Origin of the sequence: Pseudomonas sp. R4-35-07, assembly GCF_003852235.1 — a bacterium.
Classification (GTDB): domain Bacteria; phylum Pseudomonadota; class Gammaproteobacteria; order Pseudomonadales; family Pseudomonadaceae; genus Aquipseudomonas.
On the sequence record NZ_CP027732.1, the window covers coordinates 629,206 to 644,486 of the forward strand.

A 15,281-nucleotide genomic window follows, 5' to 3' on the forward strand; every position below is an offset into this window, starting at 1 on the left:
AGGAGTCTCCTTTGTTCTTTGAGCGCCACGGTGGTGGTGAGCGAGTAATCCTCGTTCACTTGGATGGACAGGACCCTGAGGCGCGCGAAGATCCGCAGGAGTTTCAGGAGTTGGCAAATTCGGCCGGCGCCGAGACCGTTGCGTTTTTTAACGTGCCGCGTCATCGGCCAACCGCCAAATACCTGATCGGCAGCGGCAAGGTCGAGGAATTGCGCGACCTGGTCCACGCTGAAGAAGCCGATCTGGTGATCTTCAATCACACCCTCACGCCCAGTCAGGAACGTAACCTCGAACGTGTCTTCGAGTGTCGCGTGATCGACCGCACCGGTCTGATTCTCGATATCTTCGCCCAACGCGCGCGTACCCATGAAGGCAAACTGCAGGTCGAACTGGCCCAGCTTGACCACATGAGCACCCGTCTGGTGCGCGGCTGGACTCACCTTGAGCGCCAGGGCGGCGGCATCGGCATGCGTGGTCCGGGTGAAACCCAGCTGGAAACCGACCGGCGTCTGTTGCGGGTTCGCCTGCGCCAGATCAAGGGCCGCCTGGAAAAAGTGCGCAGCCAGCGCGAGCAATCGCGTCGAGGCCGTTCGCGTGCGGATATCCCTACCGTGTCCCTGGTGGGGTACACCAACGCCGGCAAATCCACACTCTTCAACAACGTGACGAAATCGGACGTGTACGCGGCAGACCAACTGTTCGCCACGCTCGACCCGACCCTGCGCCGCCTGGATATCGGCGACCTGGGGCCGATCGTCCTGGCCGATACCGTGGGTTTCATCCGCCACTTGCCGCACAAGCTGGTCGAGGCATTTCGGTCTACGCTCGAAGAATCGAGCAATTCCGACCTGCTGTTGCACGTAATTGATGCGGCTGAACCGGATCGCATGCTGCAGATCGAGCAGGTGATGGTAGTGCTGGGCGAGATTGGTGCGCAGGACTTGCCGATCCTCGAGGTCTATAACAAACTCGATTTGCTTGAAGGGGTTGAGCCACAAATTCAGCGCGACGAGAACGGCAAGCCTCAGCGGGTCTGGCTGTCGGCGCGTGATGGGAGTGGCCTGGAGCTGCTGGAACAAGCCATTGCCGAGTTGCTCGGCAGCGATTTGTTCGTGGGCACCTTGCGCTTGCCGCAGCGTTTTGCTCGACTGCGTGCACAGTTTTTCGAGCTGGGCGCGGTACAGAAAGAAGAACACGACGAAGAAGGTGTCAGCTTGCTGGACGTTCGATTGCCACGCTCGGAGCTCAATCGACTGGTCAGTCGCGAGGGTGTTGTACCGGCAGAGTTCATCGAGCAACACACTTTGCAATAAAAGCCTGAGAAAGCGGTTGTGCCGCGGTGGCAGGCATTCTGTAGCATTGGTCGGCGCGCCGTGGGTGCGTCTTTGCTTTATCAGATGGAGAGCGCTATGGCTTGGAATGAGCCGGGTGGCAACTCGAATAATCAGGATCCTTGGGGTGGTAAGCGCCGCAATAATGGCGACCGCAAGGGGCCACCGGATCTCGACGAGGCCTTCCGAAAGCTGCAGGAAAGCCTGAATGGGTTGTTCGGTGGTGGAAAAAAACGCGGTAGTGACGAGGGTGGTCGCACGAGCAAGGGCGGTGGCTATGGCCTGCTGGGCTTGGGCCTTGTCGTGCTTGCGGCCGTCTGGCTGTACAGCGCGGTCTATGTAGTGGACGAGCAGGAGCAAGCCGTGGTGCTGCGCTTCGGCAAGTACTACGAGACCGTCGGGCCAGGCCTGAACATCTATTTCCCGCCGATCGACAAGAAGTACATGGAGAACGTCACGCGTGAGCGTGCCTACACCAAGCAGGGCCAGATGCTGACCGAAGACGAGAACATCGTCGAAGTGCCGCTGACCGTGCAGTACAAGATCACCAACCTGCAGGACTTCGTGCTGAACGTCGACCAGCCGGAAATCAGCCTGCAACACGCAACCGAAAGTGCCTTGCGCCATGTGGTGGGTTCCACCGCCATGGACCAGGTGCTGACCGAAGGGCGTGAATTGATGGCCAGCGAAATCAAGGAGCGCCTGCAACGGTTCCTCGACACCTATCGCACCGGTATCACGGTCACCCAGGTCAACGTACAGAGCGCTGCCGCACCGCGTGAAGTGCAGGAAGCCTTTGACGACGTGATCCGTGCCCGTGAAGACGAGCAGCGTTCGCGCAACCAGGCTGAAACCTACGCCAATGGCGTGGTGCCGGAAGCCCGTGGTCAAGCCCAGCGCATCCTTGAAGATGCCAACGGTTACCGCGACGAAGTGGTCTCCCGTGCCAAGGGTGAGGCAGACCGCTTTACCAAACTGGTTGCCGAGTACCGCAAGGCACCTGAAGTGACCCGTGAGCGTCTGTACCTGGACACCATGCAGGAAGTCTTCAGCAATACCAGCAAGGTTCTCGTGACCGGCAGCAAGGGTGGGCAGAACAACCTGCTGTACCTGCCGCTGGACAAGATGATCGAAGGTGGTCGTAGCGGCGCCAGCGCGCCGTCCACCGGTTCGAATGCTGCTGCCAACGAAGCGAGCGCCCGTGCGGCCGCTGACTTGCTGCAACAGCAAACACGTACCAGGGAGAGCCGTTGATGAGCAATAAATCGCTGACCGCCCTGATTGTGGGCGTCGTCGTGGTCATCGCTGCCTGGAACTGCTTCTACATCGTGGCTCAGACCGAGCGTGCGGTGCTGCTGCAATTCGGTCGCGTGGTCCAGGCGGATGTCCAGCCGGGCCTGCATGTGAAAGTCCCCTACGTCAACCAGGTGCGCAAGTTCGACGCCCGCCTGATGACCCTGGATGCACCGACACAGCGCTTCCTGACCCTGGAAAAGAAAGCCGTGATGGTTGACGCCTACGCCAAGTGGCGCGTCAAGGACGCCGAGCGCTTCTACACCGCGACTTCCGGCCTCAAGCAGATTGCCGACGAGCGTTTGTCGCGCCGTCTGGAATCGGGCCTGCGCGACCAGTTTGGTAAGCGCACCCTGCATGAGGTGGTATCCGGTGAACGTGATGCGCTGATGGCTGACATCACCCGTTCGCTGAACACCATGGCGGAGAAAGAGCTGGGTATCGAAGTGGTCGATGTGCGGGTCAAGGCCATTGACCTGCCGAAGGAAGTGAACCGCAGCGTGTTCGAACGCATGAGCACTGAGCGTGAGCGTGAGGCCCGTGAGCACCGCGCCAAGGGTAACGAGCTGGCCGAAGGTATCCGTGCGGATGCCGATCGTCAGCGCCGTGTACTGCTGGCAGAAGCCTATCGCGAGTCTGAAGAGGCCCGTGGTGATGGTGATGCTCAAGCCGCGGCGATCTACGCCAAGGCTTACGGCCAGGACCAGGAGTTCTACGCGTTCTACCGTAGCCTGCGTGCCTACCGTGAAAGCTTCGCGAACAAGACCGACGTGCTGGTGCTGGACCCAAGCAGCGACTTCTTCCGCTACCTGGAAAAGTCCAAGTAACAGGCCTGTGATTCGGTAGGAACCACTCCGTCGGGCGGCTAAAATGCCTGGCGGGGTGATCCTTTCAGAAAACGGGTGTATGATGCGGCAGCCGGGAAATTCCCGGCTTTTTTGCGTCTGCATGTTCGATTCGGCAGGCGTGACAGGTTTTTCGAGGAAAGTGCCCGACGAGGCCGGTTACAGGTCGTTCGTCACGTCGCTCTTGCGCGTGGTTTATGCAGGCGGCGGGTATTTTCTGCTTCACTCAAGGCTCGGCCGAGGGCTGGCCGCCCGGATCATAGGGGAATGGCGTAATGGCAACGGTAGACCGCTGGCTGCTGCCAGATGGCATCGAAGAAGTACTGCCACCAGAAGCTGCGCGCATTGAAATAGCGCGTCGCCAGGTGTTGGATCTGTTCCAGAGCTGGGGTTACGAGTTTGTCGTGACTCCCCATATCGAGTACCTGGAATCCCTGCTGACCGGCGCGGGCCAGGACCTGGATCTGCGCACCTTCAAGGTTATCGACCCACAATCGGGCCGGCAGATGGGGTTCCGTGCCGACATCACGCCGCAAGTGGCGCGTATCGATGCGCACACCCTGCGCCGCGAAGGCCCGAGCCGCCTGTGCTACGCCGGCAGCGTGCTGCACGCCCAGCCGCGAGCCTTGTCATCGTCCCGCAGCCCGATCCAGTTGGGCGCCGAGCTGTATGGCGATGCGAGCCCGAGCAGCGACGTCGAAGTGATCAGCCTGATGCTGGCCATGCTGCAACTGGCTGACGTGCCGGATGTGCACATGGACCTGGGCCACGTCGGTATCTACCGTGGCCTCGCTCGTGCCGCTGGTTTGTCCGGTGAAGCCGAGCAACAGCTGTTCGACGCCCTGCAACGCAAGGCGATTGACGAAGTGATCGCCCTCACCGAAGGCGTGCCGGCTGACCTCGCGCAGATGTTGCGCGCGTTGGTCAACCTGTGCGGCGGCCGTGAAGTGCTGGTGGCTGCGCGTGAGCGCCTGGCCAATGCGCCAGCGCCGGTGTTGGCGGCGTTGGACGATGTGCTGGCGATTGCCGAGCAGTTGTCGGCGCGCTTCCCGCAATTGCCGCTGTATTTTGACCTAGGCGAGCTGCGCGGCTACCACTACCACACCGGTGTGGTGTTCGCGGTGTTCGTTCCGGGTGTTGGCCAGGCCATCGCCCAGGGCGGTCGCTACGACGATATCGGCGCCGACTTCGGTCGCGCCCGTCCGGCCACTGGCTTTTCCACCGATTTGAAAACCCTGGTGACCCTGGGGCGTGCTGAGGTCGAGCTGCCGTCTGGTGGCATCTGGATGCCCGACAGTACGGACGCGGCACTCTGGCAGCAGGTTTGCCAGTTGCGCAGTGAGGGTCAGCGTGTCGTCCAGGCCTTGCCTGGGCAGCCATTGGCCGCCGCCCGTGAAGCGGACTGCGACCGGCAATTGATTCAGCAGAACGGGCTTTGGCAAGTATCGCCACTGGCTTCTTGAGTTTTCCTGCCGGCCATCGCCGGCACCAAGTTTGCGTGAATGAGGACAAGTGTTATGGGTAAGAATGTCGTAGTCCTGGGCACCCAATGGGGTGATGAGGGCAAAGGCAAGATCGTTGATCTGCTGACCGAACATGCTGCCGCCGTAGTGCGCTACCAAGGTGGCCACAACGCGGGTCACACCCTGGTCATCGATGGCGAAAAAACCGTCTTGCACCTGATCCCGTCGGGCGTCCTGCGCGAAGGCGTGCAGTGCCTGATCGGCAACGGCGTGGTGGTTGCACCGGACGCCCTGTTGCGCGAGATCACCAAGCTGGAAGAGAAAGGCGTACCGGTGCGTGAGCGCCTGCGTATCAGCCCATCCTGCCCGCTGATCCTGTCCTTCCACGTGGCGCTGGACCAGGCCCGTGAAAAGGCCCGTGGCGAGCTGAAGATCGGCACCACCGGTCGCGGCATCGGTCCGGCCTACGAAGACAAGGTGGCGCGCCGTGGCCTGCGTGTGGGCGACCTGCTCAACATGCCGCGCTTTGAAGACAAGCTGCGTGAACTGGTGGATTACCACAACTTCATGCTGGTGGGTTACTACAAAGAACCGGCCATCGAGTTCGAAAAGACGCTGGCCGAGTGCAAGGAATACGCTGAGCTGCTCAAGCCGCTGATGCTGGATGTGACGGCCGAGCTGCACGACCTGCGTCGCGCCGGCAAAGACATCATGTTCGAAGGCGCCCAGGGTTCGTTGCTCGACATCGACCACGGCACCTACCCGTACGTGACCAGTTCCAACACCACCGCTGGTGGCGTTGCTACCGGTTCGGGCGTTGGCCCGATGTTCCTGGACTACATCCTGGGCATCACCAAGGCTTACACCACCCGTGTAGGTTCGGGCCCGTTCCCGACTGAGCTGTTCGACGCAGTCGGCGCGCACCTGGCCAAGCAAGGCCACGAGTTCGGCGCAACCACCGGCCGTGCCCGTCGTTGTGGCTGGTTCGATGCCGTTATCCTGCGTCGCGCTATCGATGTGAACAGCATCTCGGGCATCTGCCTGACCAAGCTGGACGTACTCGACGGTCTGGAAGTCATCAACATCTGCACCGGTTACAAAGACGCCGCAGGTAATGACGTCGCTCCAACGGACGCCGACAGCTACGTGGGCCTGCAGCCTGTGTACGAAGAAGTGCCGGGCTGGACCGAGTCGACCGTGGGCGCCAAGACCCTGGAAGAGCTGCCAGCCAATGCCCGTGCTTACATCAAGCGCGTTGAAGAGCTGATTGGCGCGCCGATCGACATTATTTCGACGGGCCCGGACCGCAACGAGACCATCGTTCTGCGTCATCCGTTCGCTTAATAAGCTGTTGATGTAAAAAGCAAAGGGCTCCTTCGGGAGCCCTTTGTCGTTTGTGTCTGGCAAGCGGCACGACCCTTGCTGTGTTTCCTTCTTTCCGAGGTGCTATCAATTTAATGGCACCCGTGGTGGAGGGATTCCCAGTGTCTGCCGTTCTCTCGTTGTTACAAAGTCGTCTGTTGCGGCCAGTGTTCGTTACCCTAGGTATCGCTCTTTTGGTGCAAGTGCTGGTCGCCGTCGCGCTGACGCGGAGCACTGTCACCGCCCTGGAGGCAGATTTGGGTAATCGCCTGGGCATCGACAGCCAGAAACTATCCGGCGAATTGGCCCAGGCCGGCAAGGAAGTCACGTCCAGCCTGGACAGTTTGTCCACCAGCACCCGTCAGCGTCTGACCGCAGGGCTTTCCACGCGCCTTCAGCAAGAGCAGAAGCAATTGCGTGCGACCCTGGAAAAAGATCTGCAGGACTCTGCCAATGACATGGCGCAGTTGCTGGCGTCGGTGGCGCCGCGAGCCATGTGGGACAGCGATGTGCCGACCTTGTCGGAGTTCGCCCGGCGAGCGCAGCGTAATCCCAACGTGCTGTTCGTGGTGTATGACGACGCGGCGGGCGAGCACCTGACCCGTTACCTGAACCGTGAAAACCCGATCAACCAGGCCCTGTTGGCAAAGGGCGCGGGGGAGCGGGCCTTGGATAAAGTGTTGGACGCGGCCAAGACTGATCCTGCGGTGTATTACGTCGAAGCCTCGATCAGCCCCAACGGCGTGGAGATCGGCAAGGTCCGCATGGGGGTTTCCACCGCGTCGGTCGAGGCCGATCTGCAAGCACTGGACAAGCGTTTTGCCGCGCTGATTGCCAGCGGTGATCAACTGGTCGGTGACAGCCTCAAAGGCGCAGCGGCGGATAGCGCTGCGGCCATGGGCGCGCGCCTGCAATCAGCGCAAGCCACGGCCACCCAGATGACCGCCAACACCACCAGCGCGGTTCAAGAGGCCGCCGGCACCCTGCGCTGGCGCATCGGCATGGGCTTGGCGCTGGTCGGTCTTGGCGTATTACTGCTGATCGCCATCGTGCTCGGTCGCCGCGTCGTCAACCGCTTGAAGCTGCTGATCGCTGCCATGGATGATTTGGCGGCGGGCGAGGGCGACCTTACCAAGCGGGTGCAAATCAGCAGCAAGGATGAGATCGGCGACATGGCGTCGGCGGTCAATCGCTTTGTGGATAAGTTGCAGCCCATCGTGCGCGAAGCGGGCGAGGTGGCCCAGCGCACCGGTGTGGAAATCGGCGCGATGACCTTACGCAATGCCGGCGCCGACAAGGCTGCCGGTTTGCAGCGTGATGAAGTCGCCGAGAGCCTGCGCGCACTGTCGCAGATGGCCGATGAGGCCCAGGCCGAAAGCCATGCCATGCAGGCGGCGCTGCAACAGGTGGTGGAGATTCGCCAGGCGACGGATGAGAACTCACGCACGTCGGCCGAAGTCGGCAGTTTGATCGAGGCGTTGGCGGGGCAGGTGCAGGCGGGGTCCCAGGTTATTGAGCGTCTGGCCCAACAGAGTGAGCAGATTGAAGTGGTGCTGACGGTGATCCATGGTATCGCCGAGCAAACCAACCTGCTCGCCCTGAACGCCGCCATCGAAGCGGCGCGCGCCGGTGAAACGGGGCGCGGTTTTGCGGTGGTTGCAGACGAGGTGCGCGCACTGGCCAGTAAAACCCAAAGCTCCACCGGTGATATCCAGGCGCATATCGTGGCGTTGCAACAGGGCGCGCGTGAGGCGGTGGACACCATCGGCAAAGCCGGGCGCCAGGCCAGTGAGGGCTTGCTGGTACTGCGCGAGAGCGTACGTTTGCAGCAGACGGTGCAGGCTTCGGTGGAGCAGGTGCATGCGGCAATCGGCCTGGCGACACGCGCGGCCGAGCATCAGGCCCAGGGCGCGCATGCGGTGCGTGGGCGCGTCGAGGTGATCCACGCCCAGGCCGAGCGTGCTGCGCAGGCGGTGGTGGAAACCACGGCCAGTGGCAAGGTGCTGGACGGGTTGGCGGCGCAGTTGAAGGCGAGTTTGGGGCAGTTCAGGGCTTAGCGTCGCCTGGACTGGCGCTATCGGGGGCAAGCCCCCTCCCACAGGTTGAAACGCATTCAAAATGTGGGAGGGGGCTTGCCCCCGATAGCAATCTCAACGACTCAGATACATCCGCGTCGTCAGCAAATAGACCGGCAACCCCGACACCAGGATCAACAACGCCGCATAAGGCGCCGCCGCCGCAAACTCCACATTCGACGTATGCGCCCACACGGCAGTCGCCAAGGTATTCAGCCCGGTCGGACTCAGCAGCAAGGTCGCCGTCAATTCCTTCATCGCATCCAGAAACACCAGGGCAAACGCCGCGCCCAGTGCCGGGAAGATAATCGGCAGTGTCACCCGGCAAAACGCACTGAAGGGCGATGCCCCCAGCGTCCGCGCTGCCTCTTCCAGCTGGGGAGCGGCCTTGTTCAATGCCGTGCGTATCGGCGCCTGGGCCAGCGGCAGAAACAACAGCGCGTAGGCGATCAGCAGCAGCGCCGACGTTTGATACAGCGCCGGCACGTAATGCAGGGCGAAATACACCAGGGTCAGTGCAATCACCAGGCCGGGCAGGGCGTGCAGCAGGTAGGGCAGGCGTTCAGCCCAGATCGCCAGTCGGCCTTTATAGCGCACCACCAGCAATCCCACCGGCACCGCCAACGCCAGGCACACCGCTGCGCCACCCAGGGACAGCGCCAGGGACGATAACAACGCTTCACTGATCTCGGCCACCGGAAACGCCGCCGACGAACCCACGGCCAGCCAATAACCGAGCATCCCCAGCGGAATGCCGCTGCCGATGACTGCCAGCGCCAGGCAATACAGCTGACCGAGCGGCGCCCACTTGCCCAATTTCACTTGTTCGGCATGCCGCGCCGCGCCCTGGCCGATACGCACATGGCGGCCCTTGCCACGCATGCGCAGCTCAAGCCACAACAGGGTCAGGCACATCGCCAGCAGCACCGCCGAGAGCATCGCCGCATTGGCGTTGCTGAACTCCAGTTCGAATTGCTGATAGATCGCGGTCGTGAAGGTCTGCAAGCCGATGATCGACAAAGCGCCGAATTCCACCAGCATGTGCAGCGCAATCAGCAGAGCGCCCGCCACCAGCGAGGGCCACAGCAGCGGCAAGGTAATGCGCCGGAATACGCCCCAGCGGTTCAGGCCCAGGGTACGCGCCGATTCTTCCAGGGCGGGATCAAGATTGCGCAGTGTCGCGGCCACCGGCAGAAACACCAGCGGGTATTTGGACAGGCTCATCACCAGGATCGCGCCGCCGAGGCCTTCGAAGTCGGCGCTCAGCGACACCCAGGTGAAGCTGCTGACAAACGCCGGCACCGCAAACGGTAGACACAGGACCACCCCCCAGAGGCGTCGCCCAGGCAGGTTGCTGCGCTCCAGCAACCAGGCCAGGGACAGGCCGACCACGCCGCACACCACCGTCACGCCCACCATCAGCGCCAGGGTGTTGCGCAGCAGCCCGAAGACATAAGGTCGCCACAGCAGATGCACCGCCTGCGCCCAACCGGCCTGCCAGGTCTTGAGCCCGACATAGGCCAGCGGCAACAGGCTCAGGCCAACCAGCAACAGCACCGGCAACAGCAGCCAGATCGAAGGGCGTTTGCGCCGGGGGCGAAAACCTGCGGCGCTGAGCGATGGGTTCATCAGTTCAAGCCAACGTCACGTTCCAGGTCCAGGGCCTCTTCGGCATTGCCCAGGTCGGCGGGGGTGACTTTCGGCGGCTGCAGTTCGTTGAAAGGCTTGAGGCCACGATTGGACTGCATGCCTTTGCGCAGCGGGTATTCAGCCGAGGTGTTGGTGATCACGCGCTGGCCTTCTTCACTGGCCATGAACGCCAGCAGTTGCTGGGCTTCCTTGGGGTGTTTGCTGGATTTCAGCGCTGCAGCCGAAGACACGGTAATCAGACCGCCCGCATCGCCGTCGGTGAAGTAGTGCAATTGGGAGTCGAGGTTGGTTTTCTCTTTTTTCAGGGCAAACCAGTAATAGTTGTTCACCAGTACCGTAGCCACTTCGCCGTTTTCCACGGCTTTGAGCGCAACCATATTGTTGCTGTACACCTTGCCGAATGCGCGCAGGCCGGTCAGCCATTCTTCTGCGGCTTCACGCCCGTGCAGCTTGATGATCGCCACCGCCTGTTCCTGGAACGCACCGCTGGTGGGCACGAAGCCAACCTTGCCTTGCCACTCGGGACCGGCGAAATCCAGCACCGATTTGGGCAGGTCTTTTTCGGCAATCAGCTTGGGATTGAAAGCGACGACGCGGGTGCGTGCGGTCACGCCCATCCAGTCACCGTTACTGCCGACGTAGTCCTTGGGCAATACATCGAGGGTGCTGGCGTCGATCCTGGCCAGCAGGCCTTGCTCGCCCAACTTGTTCAGCGGCGGTGATTCTTCGGTGTAGATCACGTCGGCAGGCGAGCGGTCGCCTTCTTCGACGATTTGGCTGGCCAGTTGATTGCTGCTGCCTTTGCGGACATTGACGTGAATGCCGGTCTTGGCTTCGAAGGCTTTGGCGAGCTCATCGCCGACTTCCTTGTGCTGGCCGTTGTACAGGGTCAGGGAGATCTTTTCGGCGCTATGGGCGGCGGGCGAGAGCAGGGTCAGGCCGAGCAGAGTGATGGTCAGGCCACGCAGAAGGGAGGTCTTGAGACGGGTATCGCGGATCATCATCCGGGGTTTTCCTCACTTGTAAGCTACAAATTCTTACAAGGATAAACGATAAACCTTCTCAAGTGCGCATGAGCAGCCCCGATCACCAAGTTTTAAACCCCAGAAACGAAAAAACCCGCTTTCGCGGGTTTGATCTGAATTTGGTGCCCAGGAGAAGACTCGAACTTCCACGACCTTGCGATCACCAGCACCTGAAGCTGGCGTGTCTACCAATTTCACCACCTGGGCATTATCAAGCAACGTTGCCGCTGTTGATGGGGCGAACTATACGGCGGGCTTTTTGATCTGTAAACCCCTGATTCGAAAAAATAAATCAGGTTTTACGTTAAGAATCAAAGGCCTGAAACGAAAAAACCCGCTTTCGCGGGTTTGATCTGAATTTGGTGCCCAGGAGAAGACTCGAACTTCCACGACCTTGCGATCACCAGCACCTGAAGCTGGCGTGTCTACCAATTTCACCACCTGGGCAGCATCAACAACGTTGCCGTCGTCGATGGCGCGCACTATACGGAGCCCTTTTTCAGCTGTAAACCCCTGGTATGAAAAAAGCCTGGAAAATTCCCTCAGTGGTCGTGCAAGGTATGCGTTGGTGGGCTACAAAGGGCTTTTAAACACTTGTTGATGCCTGAAATTTCCCGTTTCAATACGCGTATGCCAAACTAACCCGCATATAGACAAGGTGAAAACTCTCTAATGGCCGATTGGCAGTCCCTCGATCCCGAGGCCGCTCGTGAAGCGGAAAAATATGAAAACCCTATTCCTAGCCGCGAACTGATCCTGGCGCACCTCGCCGATCGTGGTTCGCCTGCTAGCCGTGAGCAGCTGGTTGAAGAATTCGGTCTGACCACCGAAGACCAGCTCGAAGCCCTGCGCCGCCGTTTGCGTGCGATGGAGCGCGACGCTCAGCTGATCTACACCCGCCGTGGCACCTATGCGCCGGTCGACAAGCTCGACCTGATCCTCGGCCGCATCGCCGGTCACCGGGACGGCTTCGGCTTCCTGATCCCGGATGACGGCAGCGACGACCTGTTCATGAGCCCCGCGCAAATGCGCCTGGTGTTCGACGGCGACCGTGCCCTGGCGCGTGTTTCCGGCCTGGACCGTCGTGGTCGTCGTGAAGGCGTGATCGTCGAAGTGGTGTCCCGTGCCCACGAGTCCATCGTCGGCCGTTACTTCGAAGAAGGCGGTATCGGCTTCGTCGTGCCGGATAACCCGAAGGTCCAGCAGGAAGTGCTGATCACCCCGGGCCGCAATGGCGCCGCCAAGGTTGGCCAGTTCGTCGAGGTGAAAATCACCCACTGGCCAACTGCGCGCTTCCAGCCCCAGGGCGATATCGTTGAAGTGGTCGGTAACTACATGGCGCCGGGCATGGAAATCGACGTCGCGCTGCGCACCTACGATATTCCTCACGTCTGGCCCGACGCTGTGCTCAAGGAAGCCGCCAAGCTCAAGCCGGAAGTCGAAGACAAGGACAAAGAGAAGCGCATCGACTTGCGCCATCTGCCGTTCGTCACCATCGACGGCGAAGACGCCCGCGACTTCGACGATGCGGTCTACTGCGAAGCCAAGCCTGGTAAACTGCGCCTGTTCTCCGGCGGCTGGAAGTTGTACGTCGCGATTGCCGACGTGTCCAGCTACGTGAAGATCGGTTCGGCCCTGGATAACGAAGCCCAGGTGCGCGGCAACTCCGTGTACTTCCCTGAGCGCGTGATCCCGATGCTGCCCGAGCAGCTGTCCAACGGCCTGTGCTCCCTGAACCCGAAAGTCGACCGTTTGGCCATGGTGTGCGAGATGACCATCTCGAAAACCGGCGAAATGACCGACTACCAGTTCTACGAAGCGGTGATCCATTCCCAGGCGCGCCTGACCTACAACAAGGTCAGCACCATCCTGGAAACGCCGAAGACCAGTGAAGCCAAAGCCCTGCGTACCGAGTACGCCGACGTGGTGCCGCACCTCAAGCAGCTGTACTCGTTGTACAAAGTGTTGCTGGGTGCCCGTCATGTGCGTGGCGCGATCGATTTTGAAACCCAGGAAACTCGGATTGTCTTCGGTTCCGAGCGCAAGATCGCCGCGATCACCCCGACGACGCGTAACGACGCGCACAAGCTGATCGAGGAATGCATGCTGGCCGCCAACGTGGCCACCGCTGAATTCCTGAGAAAACACGAGATTCCTGCCCTGTACCGGGTGCACGACGGCCCGCCGCCGGAGCGCCTGGAAAAACTGCGCGCCTTCCTCGGTGAGCTCGGCCTGTCCCTGCACAAAGGCAAGGACGGCCCGACGCCGAAGGACTACCAAGCTCTGTTGGCCAGCATCAAGGACCGTCCGGATTATCATGTGATCCAGACCGTCATGCTGCGCTCGTTGAGCCAGGCGGTGTACAGCGCCGACAACCAGGGCCACTTCGGCCTGAATTACGAAGCGTACACCCACTTCACTTCGCCGATCCGTCGTTACCCGGACCTGCTCACGCACCGCGCGATCCGCAGCGTGATCCATTCCAAGCAGAACACCCCGCACGTCAAGCGCGCCGGCGCCATGACCATTCCGAAGGCACGGATCTATCCGTACGACGAAGCGGCCCTGGAACAGTTGGGCGAGCAGTGCTCCATGAGCGAGCGCCGCGCCGATGAAGCCACCCGCGATGTGGTGAATTGGCTCAAGTGCGAATTCATGAAGGATCGCGTGGGCGAGTCGTTCCCGGGTGTGATCACCGCCGTGACCGGTTTCGGCCTGTTCGTCGAGCTGACCGACATCTACGTCGAGGGTCTGGTGCACGTCACCGCCTTGCCGGGCGACTACTATCACTTCGACCCTGTGCATCACCGCTTGGCGGGCGAGCGCACCGGGCGCAGTTTCCGCCTGGGTGACACGGTGGAAGTGCAGGTCATGCGCGTCGACCTCGACGAACGCAAGATCGACTTCGGTATGCCTGACAAGCCGGCTGAGCCTGCGGGTCGCAAAAAGCGTGGCGGCGAAACCACCGCGCCGGCCAGCAAAGGCAAAGGGGCTCCTGCGAAAGCGGTGGCCGCCGAGCCAGCGCCGGCCAAGGCTGGTCGTCGTTCTTCGGCCAAGGAAAAGGCCCCGGAAGCCTATCGCCCGAGCGACGCCGCGGCGAAAAATGCCGAGCTGCGCAAGAGTCGCGAGTTGAAGCAGCAGTTGCTCAACGAAGCCAAAAGCGGTGGTAAAGCGGCGTCTGGGGGAAAGTCCCAAGGGGCGGAAAAACCGTCGAGCAAGCCCAGTAAACATCGTAAAGGCCCGCCCAAAGCGGGTTCGGCCCCCGCGAAAAGCGGCGGGTCGCGCAAACCTAAGGCCAAGCCATGAGTCTGGAAAAAATCTACGGCGTGCATGCCGTAGAAGCACTGCTGCGTCACCACCCCAAGCGCGTCAAGCAAGTGTGGTTGGCGGAAGGTCGCAGCGAGCCACGCGTGCAGGCGCTGGTCGAGCTGGCCAACCAGAACAAGGTTGCCATCGGCCAGGCTGAACGCCGTGAAATGGACGTATGGGTAGAAGGCGTTCACCAGGGCGTGGTTGCCGACGTCAGCCCGAGCCAGGTATGGGGCGAGGCCATGCTCGACGAGCTGCTCGACCGTACCGAAGGCGCGCCGTTGCTGCTGGTGCTGGACGGCGTGACCGACCCGCACAACCTCGGCGCCTGCCTGCGTTCGGCGGATGCCGCCGGCGCGCTGGCGGTGATCGTGCCTAAAGACAAGTCGGCGACCCTCACGCCGGTCGTGCGTAAAGTCGCCTGCGGCGCGGCGGAAGTGATTCCGCTGGTGGCCGTGACCAACCTGGCGCGCACCCTGGAAAAGCTCCAGCAACGTGGCTTGTGGATTGTCGGCACGGCGGGGGAGGCTGAAGTCAGCATCTATGACCAGGACCTCACCGGCCCGACCATCCTGATCATGGGCGCCGAAGGCAAGGGCATGCGTCGCTTGACCCGTGAGCATTGCGATTACCTGGTGCACTTGCCGATGGCCGGTAGCGTCAGCAGCCTGAACGTTTCGGTGGCAACGGGCGTGTGTCTGTTCGAAGCCCAGCGTCAGCGCGGTGCCAAGGCGAAGGCCAAGCCCAAGAAGTAAGCCAGGCCTGGCCTGGATCAAAATGTGGGAGGGGGCTTGCCCCCGATAGCGGTAGATCAGTTACAGATTATGTGGCTGACCCACCGCATCGGGGGCAAGCCCCCTCCCACATTTGTTTGGGGTGCCGGCAAGGATTGTTCAAATAATCACCAATCACCTTGCGCCGCTCCTTC

The 15,281-nt window shown here is 61.4% G+C and carries 10 protein-coding genes, 2 tRNA genes and 1 pseudogene; 9 read left to right on the forward strand and 4 right to left on the reverse strand.

The features are described 5' to 3' along the window. Nucleotides 1–11: 11 nt before the first annotated feature. From hflX to C4J89_RS27370, 7 genes and pseudogenes are all read left to right on the forward strand, one after another. A complete protein-coding gene (gene hflX / locus C4J89_RS02670; RefSeq protein ID WP_124361023.1) occupies nt 12–1,313 on the forward strand; it encodes a ribosome rescue GTPase HflX in 1,302 nt (433 codons plus the stop codon). A 96-nt stretch (nt 1,314–1,409) separates the two neighbouring features. Further along, nucleotides 1,410–2,585, forward strand: a complete 1,176-nt coding sequence (gene hflK, locus C4J89_RS02675; protein WP_124365625.1) for an FtsH protease activity modulator HflK — start codon at nt 1,410–1,412, stop codon at nt 2,583–2,585. Beyond that, nucleotides 2,585–3,451, forward strand: a complete 867-nt coding sequence (gene hflC, locus C4J89_RS02680) for a protease modulator HflC (protein ID WP_003188064.1) — start codon at nt 2,585–2,587, stop codon at nt 3,449–3,451. Before hflK ends, hflC begins: the two co-directional genes overlap by 1 nt. 293 nt (nt 3,452–3,744) lie before the next feature. Beyond that, nucleotides 3,745–4,932: an ATP phosphoribosyltransferase regulatory subunit gene (locus tag C4J89_RS02685; RefSeq protein ID WP_124369391.1), complete on the forward strand. Its 1,188-nt coding sequence runs from the start codon at nt 3,745–3,747 to the stop codon at nt 4,930–4,932. Nucleotides 4,933–4,986: 54 nt separating this feature from the next. Further along, a complete protein-coding gene (locus C4J89_RS02690; protein ID WP_124413686.1) occupies nt 4,987–6,276 on the forward strand; it encodes an adenylosuccinate synthase in 1,290 nt (429 codons plus the stop codon). 1,115 nt (nt 6,277–7,391) lie between these two features. Further along, nucleotides 7,392–7,445, forward strand: a pseudogene (locus tag C4J89_RS27365) (hypothetical protein); the annotation flags it as partial. 201 nt (nt 7,446–7,646) lie between these two features. Continuing rightward, entirely contained in the window at nt 7,647–8,351 is a 705-nt protein-coding gene (locus C4J89_RS27370) for a methyl-accepting chemotaxis protein (RefSeq protein ID WP_372238008.1), read from the forward strand. A 93-nt stretch (nt 8,352–8,444) separates the two neighbouring features. Here the strand turns inward: C4J89_RS27370 and C4J89_RS02700 are convergent, their stop codons facing one another. From C4J89_RS02700 to C4J89_RS02715, 4 genes are all read right to left on the reverse strand, one after another. Further along, a complete protein-coding gene (locus tag C4J89_RS02700; protein ID WP_124361028.1) occupies nt 8,445–9,998 on the reverse strand; it encodes an iron ABC transporter permease in 1,554 nt (517 codons plus the stop codon). Beyond that, nucleotides 9,998–11,023, reverse strand: coding sequence for an iron ABC transporter substrate-binding protein (locus tag C4J89_RS02705; RefSeq protein ID WP_124369395.1), 1,026 nt, complete (start codon nt 11,021–11,023; stop codon nt 9,998–10,000). Before C4J89_RS02705 ends, C4J89_RS02700 begins: the two co-directional genes overlap by 1 nt. Before the next feature lie 141 nt (nt 11,024–11,164). After that, a tRNA-Leu gene (locus C4J89_RS02710) sits at nt 11,165–11,251 on the reverse strand. A gap of 153 nt (nt 11,252–11,404) precedes the next feature. After that, nucleotides 11,405–11,491: transfer RNA gene (locus tag C4J89_RS02715), tRNA-Leu, on the reverse strand. A gap of 225 nt (nt 11,492–11,716) precedes the next feature. On the opposite strand from C4J89_RS02715, the gene rnr reads away from it, so the two are divergent. Then, nucleotides 11,717–14,350, forward strand: a complete 2,634-nt coding sequence (rnr, locus tag C4J89_RS02720) for a ribonuclease R (RefSeq protein WP_124413687.1) — start codon at nt 11,717–11,719, stop codon at nt 14,348–14,350. Beyond that, on the forward strand, nt 14,347–15,108 hold the full coding sequence (gene rlmB, locus C4J89_RS02725; RefSeq protein ID WP_124365632.1) for a 23S rRNA (guanosine(2251)-2'-O)-methyltransferase RlmB: 762 nt from the start codon (nt 14,347–14,349) through the stop codon (nt 15,106–15,108). Before rnr ends, rlmB begins: the two co-directional genes overlap by 4 nt. Nucleotides 15,109–15,281: the final 173 nt, after the last annotated feature.

Excerpts from the sequence above, each read along its gene's own strand:
- hflK (WP_124365625.1), top strand. The coding sequence starts at position 1,410 with ATGGCTTGGAATGAGCCGGGTGGCAACTCGAATAATCAGGATCCTTGG.
- rlmB (WP_124365632.1), top strand. The coding sequence starts at position 14,347 with ATGAGTCTGGAAAAAATCTACGGCGTGCATGCCGTAGAAGCACTGCTG.
- C4J89_RS02690 (WP_124413686.1), top strand. The coding sequence starts at position 4,987 with ATGGGTAAGAATGTCGTAGTCCTGGGCACCCAATGGGGTGATGAGGGC.
- C4J89_RS27370 (WP_372238008.1), top strand. The coding sequence starts at position 7,647 with ATGGCCGATGAGGCCCAGGCCGAAAGCCATGCCATGCAGGCGGCGCTG.
- C4J89_RS02685 (WP_124369391.1), top strand. The coding sequence starts at position 3,745 with ATGGCAACGGTAGACCGCTGGCTGCTGCCAGATGGCATCGAAGAAGTA.
- rnr (WP_124413687.1), top strand. The coding sequence starts at position 11,717 with ATGGCCGATTGGCAGTCCCTCGATCCCGAGGCCGCTCGTGAAGCGGAA.
- C4J89_RS02705 (WP_124369395.1), bottom strand. The coding sequence starts at position 11,023 with ATGATGATCCGCGATACCCGTCTCAAGACCTCCCTTCTGCGTGGCCTG.
- C4J89_RS02700 (WP_124361028.1), bottom strand. The coding sequence starts at position 9,998 with ATGAACCCATCGCTCAGCGCCGCAGGTTTTCGCCCCCGGCGCAAACGC.
- hflC (WP_003188064.1), top strand. The coding sequence starts at position 2,585 with ATGAGCAATAAATCGCTGACCGCCCTGATTGTGGGCGTCGTCGTGGTC.